General features: G+C 60.6%; 24 protein-coding genes, 1 tRNA gene and 1 pseudogene. 16 read left to right on the forward strand and 10 right to left on the reverse strand.

The annotated features are described in order from the left end of the window. Positions 1-7 precede the first annotated feature (7 nt). The 3 genes from surE to SPHINGO391_RS09540 all read left to right on the forward strand — a co-directional run bounded on the left by surE (position 8) and on the right by SPHINGO391_RS09540 (position 3,256). Positions 8-766, forward strand: coding sequence for a 5'/3'-nucleotidase SurE (gene surE / locus SPHINGO391_RS09530; RefSeq protein WP_152008612.1), 759 nt, complete (start codon positions 8-10; stop codon positions 764-766). A gap of 3 nt (positions 767-769) precedes the next feature. Beyond that, positions 770-1,423 carry a protein-L-isoaspartate(D-aspartate) O-methyltransferase gene (locus tag SPHINGO391_RS09535; protein WP_152008613.1) on the forward strand — a complete coding sequence of 218 codons (654 nt, stop codon included), beginning with the start codon at positions 770-772 and terminating at the stop codon, positions 1,421-1,423. Between the two features lie 105 nt (positions 1,424-1,528). Next, on the forward strand, positions 1,529-3,256 hold the full coding sequence (locus tag SPHINGO391_RS09540) for a peptidoglycan DD-metalloendopeptidase family protein (RefSeq protein WP_152008614.1): 1,728 nt from the start codon (positions 1,529-1,531) through the stop codon (positions 3,254-3,256). Positions 3,257-3,438: 182 nt separating this feature from the next. On the opposite strand, the gene SPHINGO391_RS09545 is transcribed toward SPHINGO391_RS09540, so the two are convergent. Then, positions 3,439-4,308 carry an ATP-binding protein gene (locus tag SPHINGO391_RS09545; RefSeq protein WP_152008615.1) on the reverse strand — a complete coding sequence of 290 codons (870 nt, stop codon included), beginning with the start codon at positions 4,306-4,308 and terminating at the stop codon, positions 3,439-3,441. Between the two features lie 306 nt (positions 4,309-4,614). Between SPHINGO391_RS09545 and yajC the strand changes: the two genes are divergently transcribed. From yajC to SPHINGO391_RS09575, 6 genes are all read left to right on the forward strand, one after another. Further along, positions 4,615-4,938 (forward strand): preprotein translocase subunit YajC, encoded by a 324-nt coding sequence (gene yajC / locus SPHINGO391_RS09550; protein WP_152008616.1) that lies wholly within the window; start codon positions 4,615-4,617, stop codon positions 4,936-4,938. A 94-nt stretch (positions 4,939-5,032) separates the two neighbouring features. Further along, positions 5,033-7,603, forward strand: coding sequence for a protein translocase subunit SecDF (gene secDF, locus SPHINGO391_RS09555; protein ID WP_152008617.1), 2,571 nt, complete (start codon positions 5,033-5,035; stop codon positions 7,601-7,603). 3 nt (positions 7,604-7,606) lie between these two features. Continuing rightward, entirely contained in the window at positions 7,607-7,993 is a 387-nt protein-coding gene (locus SPHINGO391_RS09560; RefSeq protein ID WP_193217245.1) for an Mth938-like domain-containing protein, read from the forward strand. A gap of 49 nt (positions 7,994-8,042) precedes the next feature. Next, positions 8,043-8,867: a phytoene/squalene synthase family protein gene (locus SPHINGO391_RS09565; RefSeq protein WP_193217246.1), complete on the forward strand. Its 825-nt coding sequence runs from the start codon at positions 8,043-8,045 to the stop codon at positions 8,865-8,867. Between the two features lie 139 nt (positions 8,868-9,006). Continuing rightward, a complete protein-coding gene (locus tag SPHINGO391_RS09570; protein WP_152008619.1) occupies positions 9,007-9,465 on the forward strand; it encodes a hypothetical protein in 459 nt (152 codons plus the stop codon). After that, the gene (locus tag SPHINGO391_RS09575) at positions 9,458-10,435 is read left to right on the forward strand and encodes a sterol desaturase family protein (RefSeq protein WP_152008620.1); all 978 of its coding nucleotides are present in this window, start codon (positions 9,458-9,460) and stop codon (positions 10,433-10,435) included. The genes SPHINGO391_RS09570 and SPHINGO391_RS09575 overlap by 8 nt, the downstream gene beginning before the upstream one ends. Positions 10,436-10,477: 42 nt before the next feature. On the opposite strand, the gene SPHINGO391_RS09580 is transcribed toward SPHINGO391_RS09575, so the two are convergent. The 5 genes from SPHINGO391_RS09580 to SPHINGO391_RS09600 all read right to left on the reverse strand — a co-directional run bounded on the left by SPHINGO391_RS09580 (position 10,478) and on the right by SPHINGO391_RS09600 (position 13,906). Then, the gene (locus tag SPHINGO391_RS09580; RefSeq protein WP_152008621.1) at positions 10,478-11,107 is read right to left on the reverse strand and encodes a hypothetical protein; all 630 of its coding nucleotides are present in this window, start codon (positions 11,105-11,107) and stop codon (positions 10,478-10,480) included. 79 nt (positions 11,108-11,186) lie between these two features. Beyond that, on the reverse strand, positions 11,187-12,623 hold the full coding sequence (gene trmFO / locus SPHINGO391_RS09585) for a methylenetetrahydrofolate--tRNA-(uracil(54)-C(5))-methyltransferase (FADH(2)-oxidizing) TrmFO (protein ID WP_152008622.1): 1,437 nt from the start codon (positions 12,621-12,623) through the stop codon (positions 11,187-11,189). 109 nt (positions 12,624-12,732) lie between these two features. After that, positions 12,733-12,879: a DUF1127 domain-containing protein gene (locus tag SPHINGO391_RS09590; protein ID WP_152008623.1), complete on the reverse strand. Its 147-nt coding sequence runs from the start codon at positions 12,877-12,879 to the stop codon at positions 12,733-12,735. A 304-nt stretch (positions 12,880-13,183) separates the two neighbouring features. Continuing rightward, complete coding sequence (locus SPHINGO391_RS09595) at positions 13,184-13,327, reverse strand: DUF1127 domain-containing protein (protein ID WP_152008624.1); 144 nt, start codon at positions 13,325-13,327, stop codon at positions 13,184-13,186. A gap of 438 nt (positions 13,328-13,765) precedes the next feature. Beyond that, complete coding sequence (locus tag SPHINGO391_RS09600) at positions 13,766-13,906, reverse strand: DUF1127 domain-containing protein (protein ID WP_152008625.1); 141 nt, start codon at positions 13,904-13,906, stop codon at positions 13,766-13,768. 271 nt (positions 13,907-14,177) lie between these two features. Between SPHINGO391_RS09600 and SPHINGO391_RS09605 the strand changes: the two genes are divergently transcribed. The 5 genes from SPHINGO391_RS09605 to SPHINGO391_RS09625 all read left to right on the forward strand — a co-directional run bounded on the left by SPHINGO391_RS09605 (position 14,178) and on the right by SPHINGO391_RS09625 (position 19,504). After that, entirely contained in the window at positions 14,178-15,290 is a 1,113-nt protein-coding gene (locus SPHINGO391_RS09605; protein ID WP_152008626.1) for a DUF2157 domain-containing protein, read from the forward strand. Then, positions 15,287-15,898, forward strand: coding sequence for a GDYXXLXY domain-containing protein (locus SPHINGO391_RS09610; protein ID WP_244615155.1), 612 nt, complete (start codon positions 15,287-15,289; stop codon positions 15,896-15,898). Before SPHINGO391_RS09605 ends, SPHINGO391_RS09610 begins: the two co-directional genes overlap by 4 nt. A gap of 150 nt (positions 15,899-16,048) precedes the next feature. Further along, positions 16,049-16,133: transfer RNA gene (locus SPHINGO391_RS09615), tRNA-Leu, on the forward strand. Positions 16,134-16,313: 180 nt separating this feature from the next. Next, entirely contained in the window at positions 16,314-17,735 is a 1,422-nt protein-coding gene (gene tig / locus SPHINGO391_RS09620) for a trigger factor (protein ID WP_152008627.1), read from the forward strand. A 191-nt stretch (positions 17,736-17,926) separates the two neighbouring features. Next, positions 17,927-19,504 carry a cryptochrome/photolyase family protein gene (locus SPHINGO391_RS09625; protein ID WP_152008628.1) on the forward strand — a complete coding sequence of 526 codons (1,578 nt, stop codon included), beginning with the start codon at positions 17,927-17,929 and terminating at the stop codon, positions 19,502-19,504. Here the strand turns inward: SPHINGO391_RS09625 and radC are convergent. The 4 genes and pseudogenes from radC to phaC form a co-directional block, all read right to left on the reverse strand. Continuing rightward, a pseudogene (radC, locus tag SPHINGO391_RS09630) lies at positions 19,501-20,166 on the reverse strand (DNA repair protein RadC); the annotation flags it as partial. The gene SPHINGO391_RS09625 and the pseudogene radC overlap by 4 nt on opposite strands. 194 nt (positions 20,167-20,360) lie before the next feature. Continuing rightward, entirely contained in the window at positions 20,361-21,188 is an 828-nt protein-coding gene (map, locus tag SPHINGO391_RS09635; protein WP_152008630.1) for a type I methionyl aminopeptidase, read from the reverse strand. Positions 21,189-21,234: 46 nt separating this feature from the next. Next, positions 21,235-21,957 (reverse strand): DNA/RNA nuclease SfsA, encoded by a 723-nt coding sequence (gene sfsA, locus SPHINGO391_RS09640; protein WP_152008631.1) that lies wholly within the window; start codon positions 21,955-21,957, stop codon positions 21,235-21,237. 89 nt (positions 21,958-22,046) lie between these two features. Further along, the gene (gene phaC / locus SPHINGO391_RS09645; RefSeq protein ID WP_152008632.1) at positions 22,047-23,882 is read right to left on the reverse strand and encodes a class I poly(R)-hydroxyalkanoic acid synthase; all 1,836 of its coding nucleotides are present in this window, start codon (positions 23,880-23,882) and stop codon (positions 22,047-22,049) included. 169 nt (positions 23,883-24,051) lie between these two features. Here phaC and SPHINGO391_RS09650 point away from each other — a divergent pair, with 169 nt between their 5' ends. Together SPHINGO391_RS09650 and SPHINGO391_RS09655 are read left to right on the forward strand one after the other, a co-directional pair. Then, the gene (locus SPHINGO391_RS09650; protein ID WP_152008633.1) at positions 24,052-24,567 is read left to right on the forward strand and encodes a hypothetical protein; all 516 of its coding nucleotides are present in this window, start codon (positions 24,052-24,054) and stop codon (positions 24,565-24,567) included. Positions 24,568-24,645: 78 nt separating this feature from the next. Next, positions 24,646-25,866: an LL-diaminopimelate aminotransferase gene (locus SPHINGO391_RS09655; protein WP_152008634.1), complete on the forward strand. Its 1,221-nt coding sequence runs from the start codon at positions 24,646-24,648 to the stop codon at positions 25,864-25,866. Positions 25,867-25,877: the final 11 nt, after the last annotated feature.

Consider the following 25,877-nt stretch of genomic DNA (forward strand, 5'->3'; position numbering starts at 1 on the left):
AGCAGGCATGCGCATACTCATCACCAATGACGACGGCATCCACGCCGAGGGACTGGAGGTGCTTGAGCGCATCGCAAGGACACTCTCGGATGATGTCTGGATCGTCGCGCCTGAAACCGACCAGAGCGGGCTTGCGCACTCCCTGACTTTGTCGGAGCCGCTCAGGCTGCGCAAGGTCCGCGACAAGAGCTACGCGTTGCGCGGCACGCCCACCGATTGTGTGATCATGGCCATCAGGAGCCTGATGGACGAGGCTCCGGACCTGGTGCTTTCCGGTGTGAACTCGGGCCAGAATGTTGCCGACGATGTGACCTATTCCGGCACGGTTGCAGGCGCCATGGAAGGCACGCTGCTCGGCGTCCGCTCGATCGCGATCAGTCAGGCCTACAACTTCGTCAATGGCAGGATCGTTCCCTGGGATGTGGTCGAGACGCTGGCGCCGGACCTTCTGAAGAAGCTGGTGAAGATCGATCTTCCGGCAGGCACGCTGCTCAATGTCAACTTCCCCAATTGCGCCGCCGACGAGGTCAAGGGGGTGATCGTCACAGACCAGGGACAAATGACCCACGGGCTGTCGATCGAAGAACGCCATGACGGGCGCGGCTTTCCCTATTTCTGGCTCAAATTCGGTCGCCGCGATTTTTCGCCCGAGGCCAACAGCGACATCAAGGCGATCTCCAACGGCTACATATCGGTGACGCCGTTGAAGCTGGATCTGACAAATCACGAGGTTCAGGAACAGATCGCCAGCGTGCTGGAAAACTGAACGATGGATGTGCGGCTGGCGGAGAAGGAAGGGTTTGCCGGGCTTTTTCTTCGCCTCAGGGCCGAAGGGCTTGCCGACAAGGCCTTGTTGACAGCGCTCGAGCAGACGCCGCGTACGCTGTTCCTGTCCGCCGCCTATTCAGATTGTGCCTACCAGGACCGGCTGGTGCCGATCGATTGCGGTGGATTTGCTGAAAGCGCAGACCTCGTCGCAAGACTGATCGTGGCGCTCGGGATCGAACCCGGGCACCGGGTTCTCGATCTGGGAACCGGCAGCGGTTTTCTTGCGGCGGTTGCAGCAAGGCTTTCCGAGAGGGTGGTGACGGTGGACCGTTTCAAGACGCTGATCCAGCTTGCCCAGCAGCGGTTTGCCCATCTCGGGCTCGGCAATGTTGTGTCGCGGCAGGTGGATGGGCTCAAGGGTATGAACGGGGAGGGCAGTTTCGACAGGGTCATTGCAACCTGCGCTTTTGACGCAATGCCACGCCAGTTTGTCGACCAGCTCGCCTCCGGCGGCGTAATGCTCGCGCCCATGCTTCAGGAAAACGGCAAGGCGAGGATGGTACGGTTGACAAAGATCGGCAGTCGCTTCGAGCGCGAGGACCTGTTCGAAGTGCCATACCGGGCATTCATCCCGGGCGTGGCCGCCGCCTTGTAGCGCCAAAATCGCCACAAAAAGCATCGAATTTCGCCAGCTTAACCGATGAGTAACACTAACGCGCTTTAATCATCCCAGTTGGTTTTGCGTTGATTGGGTAGTGTTATGCGTCTCAGACAGACTGTTGTTTCCGGTGCTTCGGTAACCCGTTTGCTCGGTGTTGCGCTCCTGGCGGGTTCTGCTGCCGCGTGCAGCTCGGACGCCAGCCGCTTCGCCTATCGAAACACGGATCAGTTGACGACGGCTTCCGTACCGCAGCCGTCCGCCGACCGGCTTGCCCCGATGGGTGATATCGGTGCAGGCGAGGCTCCGCAGGGTTTCCCGCAGGCGCCTGCCTATCCGCAGAGCAATTCCTTTCCCCAGAACAACTCCTATCCGGCCGCTCCTGCGTCGGTGTCCCAGGCGTTTCCGGGAGACTACCGGTCGCCGTCACAGCCGGCATACGACCCCGGATCGACGGGGTCCATACCCGGTTCGGTGGCGCGGGTGGCGTCTTCGTCCTCGAACATCATCACCAACGGAGTGCAGCGCGTGTCTTCGGTTGCGCGCAACGTGTTGCCGTCGCGGCAGCCGGTTCAGCAGCCGTTGCTTGAGCCGATGTCCCAGCCTGCCGCTCAGGCACCCCAGGCGCCCCAGGCACAGGCTTTCCCCGAGCGCCCGCAGCAACTGTCCTCCTCGGTCCCGGTCAATCCGCGCTATCAGAACGCCGATCCGGTTCTGGCGCCTGATCCGATCGTTACCGGTTCAGCGCCGCAGAGCGCCGGCTGGACCACCGCAGGCGCCACACGGATCACGCTGGGCCAGGGTGAGACCATCTATAACCTGTCAAAGCGTTATGGAGTTCCGGCGAACGAGATCATGAAGGCAAACGGCATCACCGACGCCTCCAATGTGGCGAGCGGGCGGCAGTTGCTGATTCCGGTCTATGTCTACTCGCGGCAGGCGCCGGTGTCTGCGCCGGACAACAACCCCAAGACGCGGGCGTCGCATTCCAGTTCCGGTCTTGTCGGCGAGGTCAAGCATGACAGACTGCCGGTACCTGCGCCGTCGCCGGGTCGTGACGTCGCGGTCCTGCCGAGCGCACCGGTCCTGCGCAGCCCGTCAAACCAGTCGGCCTCGAACCAGGCCGTCTCCGGCCCTGCCTCCAACACTGGACAGGCTGCCGGTGGGGTTTATGTCGTCAAGGGTGGCGATACGCTGAGCAAGATCGCGCGGAACCATGGTGTCAGCGTCGATGCGCTGAAGGCTGCCAACAACGTGGCGGGCTCCAACATCCGCATCGGGCAGGCGCTCTCTATCCCTGGAACCGGTGCAGCCGGGCTCGAACCCTCATCGACCGCATCGGTTCCGGAGGCAAAGGCGCCCAAGGCCTACACGCCTCCGGCAAGTGCAGCGACCGACACTGTCGCGGCAAAGACCAAGGTGGAAACCGCAGCCGTTGCGCCTGCAGCCACCGGCATCGGCAAGTTCCGCTGGCCTGCGCGCGGACAGGTTATCACCGGCTTTGCCAAGAGCGAAAATGGCAAGCGCAACGACGGCATTGACATCTCGATGCCGACGGGAACGCCGATCAAGGCCGCTGAGAATGGTGTGGTGATCTATTCGGGCGACGGGCTCAAGGAATACGGTAAGACTGTTCTGATCCGGCACGATGACGGCCTTGTCACGGTCTATGCCCACGCCGACCAGCTTCAGGTCAACCGTGGCGACAAGGTGGCACGCGGTCAGGTGATCGCCAATTCCGGCATGACAGGCGTGGCAAAGACCCCGCGTCTGCACTTCGAAGTCCGCAAGAACGCCTCACCGGTCGATCCGATGAAGTATCTGGAATAGATGCCCCTCCAGGCAAAACGCAAAAGGCCGGTGCTGCAAGGTGCCGGCCTTTTTCGTTGGCGGGCTAACGGTGGCACTGCGCCAGTGCATTCCGCACAAGAATTGTACCGGCACCGCGGTAAAGACATTTAAAAACAAAAGATTGAACCGCACAATTTGGGGCGGGTTCGATGCGGTGCGCCTCAGAGCCTCTGTCCGCTCCTACCCGCCAGGTCCTGTATGAACTGCCAGGCTACGCGACCGGAGCGTGCGCCTCGTGTGGTCGACCACTCAAGCGCCTGAGCCTTCAGGTCTTCGTGAGCGGTCTCGAGGCCAAAATGTTGAGCATAGCCGTCGACCATTTCGAGATAGTCCTCCTGGGAGCACTTGTGAAAGCCGAGCCACAGTCCGAACCGGTCGGAGAGCGAGACCTTTTCCTCGACGGCTTCGCTGGGGTTGATCGCCGTTGAGCGTTCATTCTCCATCATGTCACGCGGCAGCAAGTGACGGCGGTTGGAGGTGGCGTAGAGCACGACGTTGTCGGGCCGTCCCTCGATGCCACCATCAAGAGCTGCCTTGAGCGATTTGTAGGCAGTGTCATCATGGTCGAAGGACAGGTCATCGCAAAACAGGATGAAGCGGGCGGTGGCCGGTCTGAGAATGGCCATAAGCTCGGGGAGGCTGTTGATGTCCTCTCGGTGGATCTCAACCAGCTTCAAAGGTGCGATGGTCTCGGCCTCTGCGGCCAGTTCGGCATGAGCTGACTTGACCAGAGAGGATTTTCCCATGCCGCGCGCGCCCCACAGCAAGACATTGTTGGCAGGCAGCCCGCGGGCAAAACGCCGGGTGTTGTCGACCAGGATGTCGCGGACATGATCTACGCCCTTGATAAGGCCTATATCGATACGGTTCGGCTTGGCGACCGGAGCGAGATGAGCAGCCTCTGCGTTCCACACAAAACACTGTGCGGCATCGAAATCATTCTCTGCCAATCTTGCCGGCGCCAGGGATTCGACCGCGCGGGAGAGCCGGGTGAGTTCCGCAAGGATTTGGCGGGCGATTTCATCTTGCATATGGCTGGTCCATGTCTCAGGGCGCCCGTGGGTCGGCGTTTGCGGTGTCGTGCCCATTCAAGATACGGTACGGGCTCCGGAAGGCACGGCGCGGGCTATGTCTTGCTTAACACCGGTAAAAGCGGCGGGCGGCTGGTTGTCAAAACCGGGTAGCACGCTGGACAGACGCCGAAAAGCGGTTTTGAGCGTGAAATCAGCTGGAAAGGGGCCATGTTTGCGTTGCATTCGGCCATCTTGCCACTATATTCCGCTCGACCGCTGGAGGCCCCGTGAAGGCCGCCATGCCTTATCTTCAAGGAGTTTTTCATGTTTGTTACCCCGGCCTATGCCCAGACCGCAGGCGGTGGCGGCGAGATCCTTATGTCGATCCTGCCGTTCCTGCTGATCTTCGTGATCATGTATTTCCTCATCATCCGGCCGCAGCGGACACAGATGAAGAAGCGCGAGGAGATGCTCAAGAACGTGCGGCGCGGCGACCAGGTGATTACCGGTGGCGGTGTTGTCGGCAAGGTCACAAAGGTGATTGATGACGCGGAACTCGAAGTTGAAATCGCCGACGGCGTCAAGGTGCGCCTCGTTCGCAGCCTGATCGCGGACGTTCGGGTCAAGGGCGAGCCGGTCAAGGAATAACCGCAAATCGCGGACAGGATCCCGGTCCTGTCCGCGTGCCGGCGGCATTGATTACCTAACCCCATTTCGTCCCCGAGGATGAACCGAGAGCCCCATGCTTTATTTCTCCCGTTGGAAAACAACCCTGATCTGGCTAGCCGTGCTCGCCAGTGTGGTGTTCGCATTCCCCAATCTTCTGAGCCAGCAGCAGGCGGACAGCCTGCCGGATTGGGCGCCTTCGAAGAAAATCACTCTCGGTCTCGACCTGCAGGGCGGCTCCTACATGCTGCTGCAGGTGGAGCGGCAGGACATTATCAAGGATCGCCTGACAACCACGGTTGATGACGTGCGGCGGCTTTTGCGTGAGGCCGGCATCGGATACACCGGATTGTCTGGCACCGGGCAGATGGTTCAGGTCCGGATCCGCGACGATGCACGGATAGAGGAAGCTAAAACAGTTCTTTCCGAGCTGACCGAGCCGGTCAATTCCGGCCTGTTCGGCGGTGGTACTGTTTCCGAGGCCACAATCGAGGAAATGCAGCCTGGCCAGCTTCGGATTCTTCTGACCGATGACGGCATCACCTACCGGATTTCGTCCGCCGTTACCCAGTCGATCGAAGTGGTGCGCAAGCGTATCGACGAACTCGGAACGACCGAGCCAGTCATCCAGCGGCAGGGTGCTGACCGGATCCTCGTCCAGGTTCCCGGTCTTGACGATCCGGAGCGTCTGAAGAGCCTGCTCAACCAGACCGCCAAGCTGGCCTTCCGCATGGTGGACACCACGATGCCGGTGCAGGAAGCCATCCAGGGTCGACCGCCGGCAAATTCGGAAGTTCTCTACACAACTGATGACCCGCCGATTCCCTATCTCATTCAGCGTTCTGTCCTGGTTTCGGGTGAAAACCTGGTCGATGCGCAGGCCGGATATGACCAGCGCACCAATGAGCCGATCGTCAGCTTCCGCTTCGATTCCAAAGGTGGGCAGCGGTTCGGCCAGGCAACCACGCAGAATGTCGGTTTGCCTTTTGCCATCGTGCTCGATGAACAGGTGATTTCGGCACCGGTGATCCGCGAACCGATTCTCGGCGGTACCGGACAGATCTCCGGCAATTTCGATGTTCAGAGTGCCAACGATCTGGCGATCCTGCTGCGCGCGGGTGCATTGCCCGCAACCCTGACGGTGATCGAAGAGCGGACCGTCGGGCCCGGCCTCGGCGCCGATTCGGTGGCCGCCGGTGAAATCGCCGGTATCATTGGCGCGGTCCTGGTGCTGTTTTTCATGTTCGTGGCCTACGGCATGCTTGGCTTCATCGCCAATCTGGCGCTGATTGCCAACGTTGTGATGATCATGGCGGTGCTGACCATGATCGGCGCGACGCTGACCTTGCCTGGTATTGCGGGTATTGTGCTGACCGTCGGTATGGCGGTCGATTCCAACGTGCTGATCTACGAGCGCATCCGCGAGGAGCACCGTTCGGGCCGATCACTGATTCAGGCCATCGACGCGGGCTTCTCTAAAGCGTTTGCGACCATTCTGGATGCCAACGTGACCACCCTGATCGCAGCCGTGATCCTGTTCTATCTCGGCACCGGTCCGGTACGCGGCTTCGCGGTGACGCTTGCCGTCGGTATCGTCACCACCGTGTTCACGGCTTTCACCTTTACCCGGTGGATGGTGGCCGAGTGGGTCAAGCGCAGGCGGCCAAAATCAATGCCGAGGGGGGCGCTGGATGGCATCATCCGCGATTTCACCTTTCGGTTTATGAAGTTGCGCAGGTTCACCTTCATGTTGTCGGCCGTACTCTCGGTCGGTGCAATGGTTCTGTTTGCCACGATCAACATGAACTACGGCATCGACTTCAAGGGTGGATCGATGATCGAGGTCCAGGCCAAGGAAGGCAATGCCGATGTTGCCGATATCCGCGCACGCATGTCCGAACTCAATCTTGGCGATATCCAGGTACAGGAGTTCGGTTCACCGCGTGAAGTGCTGATCCGGGTTCAGGCGCAGGGCGGCGGCGAGAATGCCGAGCAGACCGTCATCACCCTGGTGCGCGGCGAACTCGAGGGCGATTACGACATCCGCCGTGTCGAGGTTGTCGGACCGACGGTGTCGGGCGAGCTGGCCCAGGCCGGCACGATCGCTGTGATTGCGTCCCTGCTTGCGATCCTGGTCTACATCTGGTTCCGGTTCGAGTGGCAGTTTGCGCTCGGCGCGATTATCGCGACGCTGCACGATGTGGTGCTGACGATCGGGATTTTCGTGTTGTCGGGTATAGAGTTCAACCTGTCGAGTATCGCGGCGGTGCTGACAATTGTCGGCTATTCGCTCAACGATACGGTTGTCGTCTATGACCGCGTCCGCGAGAACCTGAGGCGTTACAAGAAGATGCCGTTGACCGGTCTGCTTGATCTATCGATCAACCAGATGTTGCCGCGCACCATCCTGACTTCCGTGACGACGCTTCTGGCGCTTCTGGCTCTGTTCATCTTTGGCGGCGAGGTTATCCGCTCGTTCACATTCGCCATGATCTTCGGTGTCGCTGTGGGCACGTACTCCTCGATCTTCATCGCGGCGCCGGTGCTGATCCTTTTCAAGCTCCGTGCGGACAATTTCCGGGTTGGGCTGGATACGGAGACCGAAGGAGAGACGCCTCCCGAGATGCCGGGCCAGAGCAGGGCCTGACGGATGGGGTCAGGCATCGAGATCCGCGAGGCGCATTTTCCGGGAAGGCCGCCGATAGACGCCTATGGCAATGGCGGGTTCCGGTTTGCGGAGATGTCGCACCGCGGCTCAATCCTGTGTCTGCCGTCTGGCGTGCACGGCTGGGATGTGACGGAGGATATGCCGCTGAACATGGAGCAGTTCCGGCGCGTTCTCGATGAAGCCGGGGACATAGAGTTCCTGCTGGTTGGCACCGGCTCCTCGATCCGGCCCTTGCCGGTCGATCTGAAAGCGGCACTGCGGGCTGCCAATGTATCTTCGGATCCCATGAGCACGGGGGCCGCGGTGCGTACCTACAATGTGATGCTGGCCGAATCACGCGCGGTGGCAGTCGCGCTGATCGCTGTCTGAGCGGATGGCCGCCTCGTCAACGCAGCCGGCTGACAGTTCCCGGCCAGGCATGCTGGCAGCGCTTCGCGAAGCGGATATCGACCGCTACCTCTCGCTGTTGCTGATGCCTGACGCCGTTCGCAACGACCTGCTGGCGCTGTTCTTGTTCAACGCCGAGATCGCGTCCATCCGTGACAGGATTCGCGAAGCCCTGCCCGGGGAAGTCCGTCTGCAGTGGTGGAGAGATGTGCTGTCGGGGCAAAGGGATAGCGAGGCGCGGGCGCATCCGGTTGCTTCCGCCCTGGTTGAGGTAATAGAGCGGCGGGCAATGCCCGTCGCTCCGCTGATTGCCATGTGTGACGCGCGGGTGTTCGATCTCTATGACGATCCGATGCCTGACCGCACCAGTTACGAGGGCTACGCGGGCGAGACGGCTTCCGCGCTTCTGCAGATGTCGGCGTTTTTGATCGATCCGGATGCCTCCACGCTGAGCGCGACGGCCAGTGGCCATGCCGGCGTTGCGCAGGCCGTGGCAGGGCATCTGCTGATGCTTCCCATTTCCCAGGCGCGGGGACAGGTCTTCATTCCTGGTGACCTGCTGGCGGCGACCGGGCTCGATCGCGAGGCCTTCCTGGTTGGCACGGAAACCGAAAGGGTGACGAATGCGGTTCGTGCCTTCGGCGGCTTCGGTCGCGAGCATCTCGACAAGGCGAGGCGGGCCTTGACCGGTGTTCCGGCTTCCGCCCGCCCGGCCTATCTGCCGGTCGCGCTTGCCGAATCGGTTTTTGCCAGAGCCGAGCGCGAGGGCGCCGGCTGCCTCAGCACCTCGGTTCGCTTGCCGCAATGGCGGCGGCAGTGGCAGCTCTGGAGCGCCGCGCGGCGCGGAAGTATCTGAGTTTTTCATTGATGCTCGCTCGATTTGTGCGGAAAACCGCCTCGCGCAAGGATTCTGTGGTGGCTTGCGCAGTGTTAGCTGGAGCGGCATAGTCACGAGACGTTGACGCGGTCGCAAGCTACGTCAGTCGGAGGAATGCATGAGTCTTGGAGCCCTGATCGTTGTCGTCGCCTTCGCGGTCATGCTGGTGATCGGCGTGGTTCACTATACCGGCGGATCGCGCCAGAGGACCGGTCGTGACCACGGCGAGGTCATCATGGAGTTCGCCCGCGCCTATCCCGGTGAGGCGATCCGCTCCGTCACCATGACGAAGGACGGCAATGCCAGCTTCCTGAGGCTGGCGGATGGCAAGACCGGCTTCATACAAAGTATGGGCCGGCATCAGGTGGCACGGCTGATCCTTCCCGGCGACGTCAGCGTGGAAGCTCTCGAGGAGCAGCCTGGTCTGCGGGTACAGTTCCACGAATCGACGCTCAAGGGCGGAGATTATGTTTTCGATTCGACCGAGGACGCTGCGGAGGTCTCGCTCTGGCTTTGCGGCACATTTGCCCTGGCGAGCCCCGGGCATGAAACACCTGAGGAAAACGGCAATGCCTGACCTCAAGGATTTTCCCGATGTAACGCAGATGGCGATTCCGTTCTTCGTGATCGCCATCCTCATAGAGGTCTTCGTGATCCGCTATCTCAAGGGGCGTGGCGACTATGAGACACGCGATACCACGACTTCTTTGCTGATGGGGGTGGGCAATGTGGCATCGGGCCTGCTGCTCGGCTTCATAGCCTTTGGCGTCCTGATGTGGGCCTGGCAGTTCCGCCTCGTTGACCTCGGCAGCTCCTGGTGGGTGATAGCGCTTTGCTTCCTGCTCGATGATCTGCGCTACTATTGGTACCACCGGATTGCGCATCGCTGTCGCTGGGTGTGGGCGGAGCATGTGATTCACCACTCCTCGCAGCACTACAATCTTTCAACCGCGCTCAGGCAGAGCTGGACCGGAACATTCACCGGCATGTTCATCCTGAGGATTCCGCTGGCGTTGATCGGGTTTCATCCGGTGCTGTTGCTGTTTGTCGGCGGTCTCAACCTGGTCTACCAGTTCTGGATCCATACTGAGACGATTGGCCGGATGTGGAAGCCAATCGAGGCGATCTTCAACACGCCGTCACACCACCGGGTGCATCATGCCACCAATCCGCGCTATCTCGATTCGAACTATGCCGGCACGCTGATCATCTGGGACCGGATGTTCGGCACCTTCGTTCCCGAACTCGACGAGGACATGCCGCGCTACGGCATCGTCAAGAACATCGGCACGTTCAACCCGGTGCGGGTCGCCTTTCATGAATGGGTCGACATGTTCAGGGATGCGATGCGGCCAGGCTTGAACATCAGGCAGAGGCTGTCCTATCTGTTCGCGCCGCCGGGCTGGAGCCACGACGGGTCGCGAAAAGGCTCGGAACTGCTCAAGGCCGATTATGTAGCACTGCATCCTGAGGCCGCCGGCATGCCGGGCCTGCCAGGCCGCGCTACCGGCCCCGGTGCATCGACGCCGGTAGCGGCTGCGGAATAGCTGCCCGCGCAATGGCACCGTTACCAGCCTGAAACCCGGCGGTCAGTTGTCCGGGTCGGGCGGGCTTTCCCCCGGCGCAGGCTCGCTCACCTGTTCGATGATGATCTCGTTGCCGCCGGGATCGGTGACTGTTCTGGCTTTCCAGGCAAAACCGGTTTCGGGGTCCACCCAGTACTCGCTGTGGACCGGGGTGCCGGTGTTGTAGATAGCGTAGTCCACGGTGAAGTGGTTGACAGACCTGCCATCCAGGTCGACGCCGTAGTTGCAGGTGATGTTGGTTGCGTTCTCGGCCTGGGAGGCAAGTCCCTCGCGGGTCTGCGCCATCACCTCGGGCGAATAGGTCTGCACCAGCGTCCAGGTCTCGCCCTTGTCGGCGGTAGTGTAGAACTTGTCTTCGCGAAAGAGCGAAACCGGAACGCCGTTTTCGTCCATCGTCAGGTGGTTTTTGCCTTCGGTCAGTCCGAGATTGACCATTTTCAGACCACCGGCCATCGTCGTGATCGACCTGCTTTTCACCGGTACCTCGATCGATGGCGAGCCCTGTATCAGGGCGCGGACCGCATCGGCGCATTCCGCCGCAGCCTGAGCTGGCGCTGCGCCAACAGCGGCAAGCATTGCTGCTGCCGCGAAGCCTTTGGTACTTGCGTTGATTGCCCCGCTTTCAAACCCCATGACGCTCACCCCTGTGTTTAAGAAGGGCATGGTGAAACGCCAGAAGGCGTGGGTCAATCGTTCGATTGGAAGAAGGGCGCTATTCGGCAGCCTGCCGCGCGCCGGACTGACCCAGCCAGGCACCGAAGTCATTCAGGGCACGGCGGGCCATGGCCTGTTTCTTTGCCTTGGCCTTTTCCTTGCCGCGGAAGCGGCCGCCACCTTCCGGGCGGACTATGGCGCCAGGATCCAGTGGCGGAAACAGCCCGAAATTGACATTCATCGGCTGGAACGAGCGTTTGCCCGGCTCATCGTTGCTGACGATGTGACCACCGGTGATGTGATTGAGCAGTGCGCCGAAGGCAGATGTCAGCGGCGGCGCGGACAGTTCGTCGCCAAGGCGCTCGGCTGCGGCGAAGCGGCCGGCCAGCAGCCCGATGGCCGCGCTTTCGACATATCCCTCACAACCGGTGATCTGCCCGGCAAAGCGCAGGCCGGGCCTGCTCTTGAGCTGTAGGGTTCCGTCAAGCAGCAGCGGTGAGTTGAGATAAGTGTTGCGATGCAGGCCGCCGAGCCTTGCAAATTCAGCGTTTTCAAGGCCCGGAATCATCCGGAAGATGTCGCCCTGGGCGCCGTATTTCAGCTTGGTCTGGAATCCGACCATGTTGTAAAGCGTGCCGAGAGCATTGTCCTGGCGCAGCTGTACGACCGCATAGGGCTTGATGTCGGGCTGGTGCGCATTGGTCAGCCCCATCGGCTTCATCGGCCCGTGACGCAGGGTCTCGCGGCCGCGCTCTGCCATGATCTCGATCGGCAGGCAGCCGTCGAAATAGGGCGTGCCTTCCCATTCCTTGAAGCCGGTGGTGTCGCCGGCGATCAGTGCGTCGATGAAGGCGTCATACTGATCCTTGTCCATCGGGCAGTTGATGTAATCCTTGCCGGAGCCGCCAGGCCCGACCTTGTCGTAGCGGGACTGGAACCAGCAGACCGACATGTCGATCGAATCGGTATGGATGATCGGTGCGATGGCATCGAAAAAGGCCAGCGCGTCCTGGCCTGTCTCGGCACTGATGGCTTCCGCGAGCCCCGGTGCGGTCAGCGGTCCGGTGGCGATGATGGTCTGATCCCACTCTGCCGGCGGCAGGCCGGTGACTTCCTCGCGTGCGATGGTGATCAGCGGCTCGGCCTGGATCGCATCGGTTACGGCCTGGGCAAAGCCTTCACGATCGACGGCAAGCGCGCCGCCGGCGGGAACCTGATTGGCGTCAGCACAGGACATGATCAGCGAACCTGCCATGCGCATTTCCGCGTGAATGACGCCGACGGCGTTGTTTTCCGCATCATCGGAACGGAACGAGTTGGAACAGACCAGCTCGGCAAGGCTGTCGGTCTTGTGGGCGTCTGTGCCCCGCACCGGGCGCATTTCATGCAGGACCACCGGAAGTCCGCGCCTGGCGATCTGCCAGGCTGCTTCGGAGCCGGCGAGGCCGCCGCCGACGACGTGGATGGGGGCGAGTGAAGGTCTGGTCTGGGTCATGGCGTCCATTTACCACGGCCGAGTTGCCGTCTCAAAGTTGTTTTCTGTTCGACCAAAACGAAAACGGCGCCCCGAGGGACGCCGTAACGAACGGACATTGTGTATGCGATCAGCGGGTGCGCAGGCCGCGGGCCACGTTGTCGATGTCGAAACGGGTCAGGCCGATGTCGGCGAGGGTCTCGTTGGAAAGGTTTGCGAGTTCCTGTGCAGTCTGGCGCGATTTCATCCAGTTGCGGGCTCTGCTGAGAATCTTCATGGCAGTCTCCTGAGGTGCGCCCGGTTCGGGCGGTGATGACGATGTAAGCAATCTTATGCCTGTCATATAGGCGATTGCTGCCCATTTGTGCAGCGCAATAATCGCAGCCCTGATATGCAAGCCCGGAATGGCTGGATTATCGGATTGTCAATACTTCGACGTGATCAATAGTTGGGCACTGCCGCGATCGGGGTGACCGGACACGCCTGCAGACTTTACCAAGTGCTCAAACAGAAACAGCGCCCTGTTTCCAGGGCGCCGTTTGACATGACCGGTCAATCGGACCGGTCAGGGCTGTTGCCGTTTACTGGCCGGGACGGCGTGCAACGAAGGGGATGTCGCCGCGGGAGATGCCGAGGTCGTTGAGTTCGCGCTCGGACATGCGGGAGAGTTCGTTGACGGTGTTGCGGTATTCGCGCCAGTCTTTGTATGCCTTACGGAAGTTCATGGTCTTTTCCTTTCGATGTGGTGCCGTTCCGAAGAATGGCCGCCGTGTTTGGTTGATCCTGATATAGGTGCAAACGGGTGTTTTGTGCAGTGCAAAATATTGCAAAGGAGCCATGCGGTTTGTGCATTGCGTCTTAACAAACGGTTGTTAATGATCGTTAATTTGCATGGTTTGGAAAATGGCTTGGCAATCAGTGAGCGCGATCCGTGCCGCTGGGCGTAATGGCAGCGGCTCGAAGAAGCGCGCTGACCAGCGGGCTTTAAGGGAGATGATCTTCGGTGGGATGATGCAATGCGGGCAAAAAAATAACGCCCACCGGGGGAGGAGGATCCGGTGGGCGTCATTTTGGGAGACTGACGCTCGGGAGGAGGATGAACGCCAGTCACATCGAAGCGGCTATTGGGAGGAGGAGGATGCCGCTCCGAATTCCTAAATCTGTTACAGGGCGCGCCGTGCGGCGAATGGAATATCGCCCCGCGTCATGCCGATATCGCTCAACTCGCGTTCCGAAAGCCGGTTCAGCTCGACGCAGGTTTCGCGGTACTTCCGCCAGCTGGCGTAGGATTGGATCAGTTTCATGGTCGATCGTCCTTTGTCCTGCTGTTGTCCGGTTCACCACCGTGGCGTTCCGATGTTTCGAATATAGGGGCATTCAATCGATTTGTGCAGTGCAATATCGTCATGGAAGCCATTCCGAGAACGCATAACTGGGTGGTGATCCAGTGATATTTGCCTCAGAGCTGTGCAATGTGGCCTCAATCAGCGGGCAGTGTGCCTTAAATCTCGCCGTTGTGCGGTCGGGCCGTTGATGTAATCTCGAAACCGGCTGCTGCAAGGGAAGAATCGCCAGATGTTTCGGAGATACCTGTCGCGCGAAATCGATCACTGGGTCCGCGCCGGGCTGCTTGAGCCGGAGAAAGGCCAGGCACTGCTCAAGGATCATGACCGTCGCCATACAGGCTTCAGCCTTTCCAGCGTGCTGGCGGTACTGGCTGCCCTGCTGCTGGGTGGCGCGGTCGTGGCGCTCATCGCGGCCAATTGGGAAGCCATCGCCCGGCCCGTGCGTGTGGCAATGATCATCTTCTTTATTGTGGGCGCCTTGGTGGCGGCGGCCGTTGCCGTGCGCCGCAACGCCCGCTGGGTGATGGAAGCGGCACTTGTGTTTGCGGTGCTGTGCTACGGGGCAGGTGTCGCCCTGGTGGGGCAGATGTATCATCTCAGTGGTGACGAAGCCGCCTTCATGCTGACATGGACCATTGGGGCGCTGGTCGTATCGCTGGCGTTTTCGTCGGCGATGGCCGCCATCGGTGCAGGGTTTTTGGGTCTCGGCTACCTTTTCGCTGAGGCCTCAGTCTTCGATTTCCGGTCGGTCGACCTGATCAATGTGGCTGCATACCTGAGTGTGCTGGCGGTAGCGATTGCGATCGGGGTGTCGGCCTGGCGGTCGCGCTCCGTCGTCGCGGGGCATCTTTGCGCTTTACTCTGTCTTGGATGGGTCATCTGGGTTGTTGTCGAGACGACGGACAGCAATCCGGGCTACATGCTGGCGGTGATCGGCGTTGCAGCCTTTGTCATGGGATCGCTTGCGCCTCCGATTCTGGCCGGCGTGGTGCCGCGGCACGGGGTGCTGTCGGCCTATGGCGCCTTTCTGATCTTGTCAGGGCTCGGCATGGTTCAGCTGGATCTCCATGATGCCAGCCTTGCGTGGGAGATGGGCTTGGCCGGGCTCATTCTGGCAGCGAGCGTCATCCTGCTCATCATGGCCGGCAGAGAGAACCGGTTGATTCGAACCTTTGCCTATTTCGCCTTTGCCTGCGAAACCATCTATGTGGTCAGCGAAACCCTGGGCTCACTTCTGGGCAGCTCCGGCTTTCTGTTCTTCGGGGGCGTGGTGCTGGCCGTTGTCGCCTTTGTCGTGATGAAGATTGAAAAGCGCTTCAAGAGCGGGGAGGGCCTGTCATGAGCATGCTGGATAGGCTGCTCCGCCGCGAACTCAATCCGCTGCTGGCAGCGATCGTGTGCAGCGTTGTTCTGGTCGGAAGTTTGGTCTTGATGATACAGGGCCGCGCCGCAATCCTGCGTGACGGGGCTGAAATCGTGCTCAAGACCGAACCGGTCGATCCGCGCGATCTGATGCGCGGAGATTATGTCCGTCTGGGCTACACCGACATCTCATCCATAGATAAAGGCCTTATCGAGGGCGGCTGGCCCGCGCAGGACACGACCGCGCCGGTGTGGCTGATCCTGGCACCGGGCGGCGATGGTGCCTATGTCCCCAAGGCTGCTCGTTTCTCGAAGCCCTCGGTGATGGCTGTGCAGGAACTCGTGGTTCTCAGGTCGCTGCCAGTGCGGATAACGATCGCTCGTCCCGACGGCGGGCTGAATTCCATTGGTCCGCTGAGATTTGGGATCGAAAGGTATTATGTTCCCGAAGGCGAGGGGCTCGAGATCGAGAAGGCGCAGAACGAAGGCCGGACAAGAGTCGCGGTTCGCGTGTCGGAGGATGGAGAGCCACAAATTTCCCGCCTGATGATCGACGGCGAGACCCTATATGAGGAGCCGTTGTACTGAAAAGCCGGCTTCAAAACCGCCAGGTGCATCATTAGGCCTCAAAATCCCTTGCGCTCGGGGTGATTTTTCCTTTGATCACCGGCAATCGGGTGATATAGAGCGACCGCGTTCAGGGTCGCCTCGCGCGAGCGTGGTTTTGCGGCCCTAAGAGCGGGTATGGTGAAATTGGTAGACACGCCAGATTTAGGTTCTGGTGCCGCAAGGCGTGGGAGTTCAAGTCTCTCTACCCGCACCAGATTAAGGTCCGGTCCGATCACCGCATGGTGTTGGATGGCAGGGCGTGCACGAAAGGCATTCAGTCGGTTGATCCGGTCTGGGGCTTATAATGAAGAAAGCCACAAGCGACGCCGGAGAACCGGCCCAGTCGCGGGGCCAACCCGAACGGTCGCAGTCGCGAGGAAATGAAGGTTTGAACATGCAGGTAACCGAAACGCTTGCCGAAGGGCTGAAGCGCGAATTGAAGATTGTCGTTCCGGCTGCGGACATGACATCGCAGATGAACGAGAAGCTTGCCGAAGCCAAGGGCAAGATGCAGATCAAGGGCTTCCGCCCCGGCAAGGTGCCGATCTCGCATCTGAAGAAGGTCTACGGCAAGTCGATCATGGCGCAGCTGGTCAATGAAATGATCCAGGAAAAGCCGGCCTCTATCCTTGCAGAGCGGGGCGAACGCTCGGCGACCCAGCCCGAGATCTCGATGACCGAGGACGAGAAGGAAGCCGACCAGATCCTCAACGGTGCGGCCGATTTCGAGTTCACCATGTCCTACGAAGTGATCCCGGCATTCGATATCGCCGATCTTTCGGGCGTGAAGGTTGTCCGTGAAGTGGTTGAAGTTCCTGCCGAAGAAGTCGAGGAGCAGGTGCTGCGCGTTGCCGAAAACAGCCGCAGCTTCGAGCCCAAGAAGGGCAAGGCCGCCGACGGCGACAAGGTGACGATCGACTACCTCGGCAAGGTCGATGGCGAGCCTTTCGAAGGCGGCGCCGACCAGGATGCGGAGCTGGTGATCGGCTCGAACCGTTTCATTCCGGGTTTCGAGGAGCAGCTGGTTGGCCTCAAGGAAGGTGACGAGAAGGTCATCACCGTGACCTTCCCTGCCGAATACCAGGCTGCACACCTTGCCGGCAAGGAAGCCACCTTCGATATCAAGGTCAAGGCCATTGCCGCACCGGGCGAGCTGGAAATCAACGACGAACTGGCCAAGACGCTGGGCCTGGAGTCGGCTGACAAGCTGCGCGAGATCGTGCGGTCGCAGATCGAAGATCAGTATGGTCAGGTCACCCGCCAGAAGCTGAAGCGGCAGATCCTTGATCAGCTCGATGAAGCCCACAAGTTCGATACGCCGTCGAAGCTTGTCGACGCCGAGTTCGAAAGCATCTGGCGCCAGATCAACCAGGAACTGTCCGACAACGGCAAGACCTTCGCCGACGAGGACACCACCGAGGAAGCCGCGCGGGAAGAGTACCGCGCCCTGGCCGAGCGCCGGGTCCGCCTTGGACTGGTTCTGTCGAAGATCGGCGAAGAGGCCGGTGTCGAAGTCAGCGACGAAGAGCTGCAGCGCTCGCTGTTCGAACAGGTTCGCAGGTTCCCGGGCCAGGAACAGGAAATCTACGAATACTTCCAGAAGACACCCGGCGCCGTCGCCTCGCTGCGCGCGCCGATCTTCGAAGAAAAGACCGTCGATCACCTGATGACCGTCATCGAGGTGACCGACAAGACGGTGACCAAGGACGAGCTGATGGCCGAAGACGAGGCGGAAGCCTCGGAAAAGCCGGCCGCGAAGAAAAAGGCGCCTGCCAAGAAAAAGGCCGCCAAGAAGGATGAAGCGGCTTCCGAGTAAGCCCTTCGTTCCCAGATCGGAAAAACGCCGGGGCTTGCTCCGGCGTTTTTGCGTTTGTGGGCAGCATTTGCCGACGGCAGACGGATGCCGGCCAGTCCCGTGCCCGGCAATCCATATCGCATCCGGCACCGTAGGTAGGGCAGGCCCGCCGCTGATGGTTGCGGCATTTCTGGCCTGAGCCGGGAGACCTCATGGTAAAAGACAAAGTACTGAGATTTGTCCTGGGCGATCAGCTGTCGCGCTGGATTTCAAGCCTTGAAGATGCCCGACCCGACACCGATGTGATCTTCATGGCGGAGGTGATGGCCGAGGCGACTTCGGTCAAACATCACAAGAAGAAGATTGCGTTCCTGTTTTCGGCCATGCGGCACTTCGCCGAAAATCTCCGGGACGAAGGTTTTACGGTCGACTATCTGTGCCTGGATGCACAGAACAGTCCTGGCGATTTCGGCAGCGCGCTGGCCGAAGCGGTGGAACGGCATGACGCGGCCCGCGTGGTCATGACGGAGCCGTCCGAAATGCGGGTGCTCGAGGCGGCCGAGAGCTGGCGCGAGGAACTTGACGTCGATCTCGACATCCTGGCCGATAACCGTTTTCTGGCGAGCCATGAAGACTTCGTCAGCTGGGCGACGAAAGATGATGGCGGTCAGCCGAAATCACTGCGGATGGAGTATTTCTACCGCGAGATGCGGCGGCGGACCGGATATCTGATGGACGATGGCGAGCCTACCGGCGGAGAATGGAACTATGACGCCGAGAACCGCAAGTCGCTGCCCGATTCGATCAAGGTTCCGAAGCGTCCCGAATTTGCACCCGACGAGACCACGCGCGCAGTGATGGAGCTCGTCGCCGACCGGTTTGACGGGCATTTTGGCGATCTCGAACCCTTCGATTATCCGGTGAAGGCCAAGGATGCGAAAGCCTATCTCGACTGGTTCGTGGCCGAAGCGCTTCCCTGTTTCGGCGACTGGCAGGACGCCATGAAACAGGGCGAGCCGCTGCTGTTTCACAGTCACCTCTCGACGCTGATCAATTGCGGCCTGCTGGACCCGCGTGAGTGTTGTGAAAAGGCCGAGCAGGCCTATCGGGACGGAGACGCGCCGCTCAACGCGGTCGAAGGCTTCATCCGGCAGATCATTGGCTGGCGCGAATTCATTCGCGGTGTTTACTGGCTGAAGATGCCTGACTATGCCAACAGCAATGCGCTGGAGGCGACGCGCCCCCTGCCGGGGTTCTTCTGGACCGGCGAGACGGCGATGAACTGCCTGGGTCAGGCGATCTCTGAAACCAGATCCAACGCCTATGCCCACCATATCCAGCGGCTGATGGTGATCGGCAATTTCTGCCTGATTGCCGGCATTGATCCGCGTGAGGTCCAGGAGTGGTTCCTGATCGTCTATTCCGACGCCTATGAATGGGTGGAGATGCCCAATGTGGTGGGCATGGCCCTGTTCGCCGATGGCGGCTTCGTCGCCTCCAAGCCCTATGCGGCCTCGGGATCCTACATCAACAAGATGAGTGATTATTGTGGTTCCTGCCGGTTCGATGTGAAGCAGAAGAGCGGGGAGAAGGCCTGTCCGTTCAACTATCTCTACTGGAATTTCCTGTCCGAGAACGAGAAGGTTCTGAAGAAGAACCACCGCATGGGACTCATCATGGGGTCGCTCGGCAAGATGAAGAAGGAACGGCTGGAGGAGGTGCGGACTGATTCCGAACGGTTTTTCGACAGCTCCGAAATGAGGGTATGGGACGAATCCGCGTCCGGTTAGATCAGCTTCAGCCCCTTGAGGCTCGCATGGCCGTCCTTGCCGATAATGATGTGGTCATGGACCGTGATCCCAAGCGGGCGGGCGGTGTCGATGATCAGCTTGGTCATCTCGATGTCAGCGCGTGACGGGGTCGGGTCGCCGGAAGGGTGATTGTGGACCAGAATAATCGCGGTGGCGGAGAGTTCGAGCGCGCGCTTGACCACCTCGCGTGGATAGACTGGCGTGTGATCGACTGTACCCGTCTGCTGCACCTCGTCGGCGATGAGGGCATTTTTCTTGTCGAGGAACAGCACCCGAAACTGCTCGCGGGCCTCGAACGCCATCGCCGCGCGGCAATACTCGATCACTGACGTCCAGGAGGCCAGCACCTGCCGGTCCTTGAGCTCGCCCTTGAGCATGCGGTGGGCGATTGCAGCGGTGAGCTTGAGCTCGGTAGCGACACTCTCTCCGACGCCCTTGATCTCGGTAAGCAGGTGCGCCGGTGCGCCGAGCACTTCGGCCAGGGAGCCAAACCGGGCCAGCAGCGCCTTGGCGATCGGCTTGGTGTCGCGGCGCGGGATCAGCCTGAACAGCAGCAGCTCGAGCAGTTCGTAATCGGCGAGCGCCCGGTCGCCACCGTCGCGGAAGCGTTGACGCAGCCGATCGCGGTGGCCGTGAAAATGCTCGTCGCGTGCGGCAGGTGCGGCGTCAGCTCCGGGACCCAGCGCCTGTCCGCGGGTCTTGCCCTGGCGGCTCTCGGCGAAATAGGTGCGTTCGTCCTGCGGCATGTCTTCGGAAGGCTCAGCTCCAAGACGTTCATCGTTCATGCCGTCTGCCTCCGGTCCCTCCTCCTTCAGACCTGGGCGACGGCGTGATGTCATGCGGGAAGGCCGGGCCGGTCCAGACCGGCTGGCGAGAGGGTGAAGATCTCGCATCCGGTTTCTGTGACGCCGATCGTGTGCTCGTACTGTGCCGTCAGTGATCGGTCACGGGTCACGGCTGTCCAGCCGTCCGAGAGAACCTTGACGTGGGGACGGCCCAGATTGATCATCGGCTCGATGGTGAAGATCATGCCGGGACGCATTTCCGGACCTTCTTCGGCGCGGCCGTAATGCAGGATGTTGGGCGCGTCGTGAAACAGCTTGCCGACGCCGTGGCCGCAGAAATCGCGGACCACCGAACAGCGTTCGGCTTCGGCGTATTTCTGGATCGCTTCGCCGATGGCGCCGGTCCGCGCGCCGGGCTTGACCGCCTCGATGCCGAGCATCAGCGTCTTGTGGGTGATTTCCAGCAGCCGCTCGGCAGCGCGCTTGATCTCGCCGACGGGGTACATCCGGCTTGAATCGCCATGCCAGCCATCGAGCACGTAGGTGACGTCGATGTTGACGATCTCGCCTTCGCGCAGTGGCTTGTCATTGGGAATGCCGTGACAGACGACGTGGTTGATCGAGGTGCAGCAGGATTTCGTGTAGCCGCGGTAGTTGAGTGTTGCGGGAAGGGCGCCGTGGTCCATGCCGAATTCGTAGACGAAACGGTCGATCTCGTTGGTGGTGACACCGGGAACGACGCGGCTGACCAGTTCATCAAGGCAGCGGGCGGTAATCTGGCTCGCCTTGCGCATGCCTTCGAAGCCTTCCGGGCCGTAAAGCCGTATCTGGCCGGTGTTTTTCATCGGGGCCGAAGCGGCATCGATATAGGTAACCATGTCAGGCTCACTCTGTCTTGTCGCGGCCGCAAGGGCCGGTATTGCTTCATGATACGCTGTTTACACCGGATTCCTCAACGGGAACCATCGTTTCAGCATCTATATGCTCAGATGTGATCTTGCATCGTATAGCGCAAGCTTCAACCCCGCGTTTCATGGCGCGATCGAAGGCTAAGGCATAGGCCGGATCGAGATTACGGCACAAGCTGAGGCTGTCGACGTCGTCGCGCTGAATGAGATAGACCATTATGGCGCGGTGTCCAGCCTCCACCATGTCGCCAAGTTCTTCCAGGTGCTTGGCGCCGCGGCTGGTAACGCTGTCGGGAAACTCTGCCAGGCGGCCGTTGCGGCGAAAATGCACGTTCTTGACTTCCACATAGGCCAATCCCTTCACCGGATCGCTCAGCAGGAAGTCGATGCGTGAACTGGTCCCGTATTTCTGCTCGGCCTTGCGCTCGGCGTAGCGGCCAAGGGATCCGATGAGGCCCTTATCGATGGCTTCAGCGACCAGCCGGTTGGGGCGCGCGGTGTTAATCCCCACCAGGGTGCCGTCCGCCTCGACCAGTTCCAGCGCGTGAGGATATTTGCGGGTGCCTCCGGAATGCCGGGTGAGAAAACAGCGCGAGCCGGGCGTTGTCAGGCCGCGCATCGAGCCCGTATTGGGACACGACCCGGTGATCCGTTCGCCGGTTTCAAGCTCCGCGTCGAAGAGGAAGCGCTTGTAGCGACGGATGAGAGTGGCAGGCACCAGCGGCGGGTCGAACTTCATGCTCCGCCACTAACACAGTGCGCGCCGTGTTGGAAACTCGCGTGGTCTAGCGGGCCAGGCGTTTAGTGCTCGCATCCGTGTCGGACCGCTTACACCCGGACACGAACATAAGAACCCGGCGCATCCTCGAGTGGCTTGAGTTTCTTGCCGCCGGGTTTGCGGGCCGGGATCTCTTCATCGGAGCCCTCGCGGATCCAGTTGTGCCAGTGCGGCCACCAGGATCCGGGCGTTTCCCGGGCGCCGGCTACCCAGTCTTCGAACTCGGCATTCTGCGGGCCGTCCGACCAGAACTGGTACTTGCCAGCTTCCGGCGGATTGACGACGCCGGCGATGTGCCCGGATCCGGCCATCACATAGGTGACATCGCCGCCAAACAGCTTGCCGCCAATATAGGCGGAGCGTGCAGGGGCGATGTGATCTTCCTTTGCGGCCAGATTGTAGATCGGGATCTTGATGTCGCCGAGCTTCAGCGTTCTGCCGGCGAGCTCCATCTTGCCCTGGGAAAGGTTGTTCTCGAGATAGCAATTGCGCAGGTAATAGGAGTGATTGGCCGCGGGCATGCGGGTCGCATCCGAATTCCAGTAGAGCAGGTCGAAGGGCATCGGATCCTTGCCCTTGAGGTAGTTGTTGACGACATAGGGCCAGATCAGGTCGGACGCCCTGAGCATGTTGAAGGCGGTCGCCATCTTGGACCCGTCGAGATAGCCGTTCTTCTCCATCGCCGATTCGATTGAAGCGATCTGAGCCTCGTCAACAAAGACCTTCAGATCGCCGGCATAAGTGAAGTCGGTCTGCGTGGTGAAGAAGGTAGCGGTGGCGATCCGGCTGTCTTTTTCCTGAGCGTGCAAGGCAAGGGTCGCGGCCAGCAGTGTTCCGCCGACGCAATAGCCGATGGCATTGACCTCCCGCTCGCCCGTGGCCTTTTCGACTGTGTCGAGTGCAAAGGAAATGCCTTCGCGCGAGTAGGCTTCCCAGTCCTTGGTGGCGTGACGCTGGTCGGGATTGACCCAGGATATCACGAAGACCGTATGACCTTGGTCAACCGCCCACTTGATGAACGACTTCTTGGGGTTGAGGTCGAGAATATAGAACTTGTTGATCCAGGGCGGCACGATCAGCAGGGGGCGCTTGAGAACGGTTTCGGTCGAAGGCTCGTACTGGATGATCTGGCAGACTTCATTCTGGGCGATTACCTTGCCAGGCGAAACGGCGACGTTCTCTCCGACCTTGAACTTCGACGCATCGGATTGACGCAGCCGCAACTCGCCCTTGCCGGCAGCGATGTCCTCGGCAAGCATCTGCATGCCCTTGACCAGGTTTTCGCCATTGGACGCGACCATTTCCTTGTAGAGCTCGGGATTGGTGGCGAGAAAATTGGCCGGTGACAGCGCGCTGGTGATCTGGCGGACATAGAAGGCGGCCTTGTGCCTTGTGTGCTCGTCCAAGCCCTCGCTGTCGTCAACAAGCTTGTTGGCCCAGTCCGACGTGATGAAATAGGCGTTCTTGAGAAACTCGAAGAACGGATTGTTCTCCCAATCAGGATCGGAGAAGCGCTTGTCGCCGGTTTTCGGTTTGGGGCTTTCGTCTTCGCCGGACATGCGCTTGACTGACTGGCTCCACATGTCGAAATAGCCTGTCAGCAGAGAGGTTTGTGCCTCGAGCGCGCGTTTGGGATCGGATAGCCAGTACTCCCCGACCTTGGAAAAGGTCTTGACCATGTCGGCCATGGGTTCGGAAACGGTGTCGACGACCTCGCCCTTTTCGCGTGGTTCCACCCAGGCGGAGGCTGCCTTGCCAAGGCCTTCGAGCATGCGTGCGACGTTGCGGGCAAAGGCTTCGGGGTTCCTGACAATATAGGCGTCCGCAGGAGATGAGCTTGTCTCCGCGCCATCTTTTCCGGCCGTGGTTTTCCCCTTGTCCGCCATGGTGGCGCCTCCTCCTGAGTTCCCGAGCTTGCCTCCGGCCCGTCTTCTGCCTTAAATCGGCTTACTTGCTTTGCTTGTGTGCCGTTACTGGCATCTATCCTTTCTTGATACGGGCTTTTTTTGTCCATGTCATGACCACCATTTGGTGGAGACCGGAATAATCACGATCATGAGACCGAGAATTCGTCCCGCACTTGTCTGCCTCGCCGGCCTTATCGTGGCCGGCTGCCAGACCGCCTCGCTGGAAGACGCGGCCCCGAGGCAGGCCCAGGTCGTGCGGTCCGATGTCCTGCCGGTGGATGAGACGACAGTTTCTGACGCGACAACGCCACCACCCGGGGAGGCGGCCGGAGGCGGCAGCTCAACGCCGGGGGTGGTGCGCAACAATCCCGGTTTCATTTCGCCTGTCCCGATCGAAAAGACCGCTCCGGCGAGAACCAGCGATTTCGTCGCTGCCGGCGCCAGCCGGAGCGGGCGGTATCCGACGTTTGGCCGGCAGCCTGTCGCGGCAAATGTGCAATTGAGCGAAGCGGACAAGCTGGCGGCGGAAGCCGAGATGACCGAGTTGCTGCGAAACCGGGCCACCACGGCCGATGCGCGGGCCCAATACGAGGCGCGGCTCAGGCAATTGCGGGCGCTTGCGGCCAACCATGGCAATGACACGCAGCAGGAAATCGAGAATTAGCGCTTGCGTTTGACTTGGTTTGGACGCAAATCCGTGCGATCAGACAGCGCAGTCAAGCCCACAATTCCGGGGAATTCCATGGAAGAATTTCACAAGGTCCGCAGACTTCCACCTTATGTCTTCGAGCAGGTCAACCGGCTGAAGGCGTCGGCGCGGGCCGGGGGCGCCGATATCATCGATCTCGGGATGGGCAATCCCGATCTGCCGACTCCCACGGCCATCGTCGACAAATTGTGTGAGGCGGTCCGGGATCCGCGTACCCACCGCTATTCCACCTCGCGCGGGATTCCGGGGCTCAGGCGCGCCCAGGCCAATTATTACCAGAGACGTTTTGGCGTCAAACTCAATCCCGACACACAGGTGGTCGCCACGCTGGGCTCGAAGGAAGGGTTTGCCAACATGGCCCAGGCGATTACCGCTCCGGGCGACGTGATCCTGTGTCCCAACCCGACCTATCCGATCCATGCGTTCGGGTTCATCATGTCTGGAGGGGTCATCCGTTCGCTTGACGTGGTGCCGGACAACAGTTTCTTTGCGGCTCTTGAACGCGCCGTGCGGCATTCGATCCCCAAGCCGCTGGCACTGATCCTGAATTACCCGTCCAACCCGACCAGCTATGTGGCGACGCTCGACTTCTACAAGGAGGTCGTGGCCTTTGCCAGGAAACACGACATCATCGTGCTCTCCGACCTGGCCTATGCCGAAATCTATTTCGACGACATGCCGCCACCTTCGGTTCTCGAGGTGCCGGGCGCGATGGACATCTGCGTCGAATTCACCTCCATGTCGAAAACCTTTTCGATGCCGGGTTGGCGGATGGGCTTCGCGGTTGGCAACGAGCGGCTGATTTCCGCGCTGACAAGGGTCAAATCCTATCTCGACTACGGCGCGTTCACTCCGATCCAGGTGGCGGCGACCGCAGCGCTCAATGGTGATGGCTCCGACATTGCTGAAGTCCGCTCGGTCTATAAACGCCGTCGCGACGTGCTGGTGGACAGCTTCGGCAAGGCCGGTTGGGTTGTGCCGCCGCCGGCGGCGACAATGTTTGCCTGGGCGCCGATCCCGGACCAGTTCAAGCATCTCGGATCGCTGGAATTTTCCAAGCTTCTGGTGGAAAAGGCCGATGTGGCGGTCGCACCCGGCATCGGCTTCGGTGAACATGGCGACGAACATGTCCGCATTGCGCTGGTCGAGAACGAGCATCGCATCCGCCAGGCTGCCCGCAACATCAAGCGTTTCTTCTCGACCGCCACCAATGGCGGCGGCGAGAATGTGGTTTCCCTGACCGCCCGGCGTTGACCGTCCGGCTT

The sequence above is a fragment of the Hoeflea sp. EC-HK425 genome (assembly GCF_902498795.1).
Taxonomy (GTDB): Bacteria; Pseudomonadota; Alphaproteobacteria; order Rhizobiales; family Rhizobiaceae; genus Hoeflea; species Hoeflea alexandrii.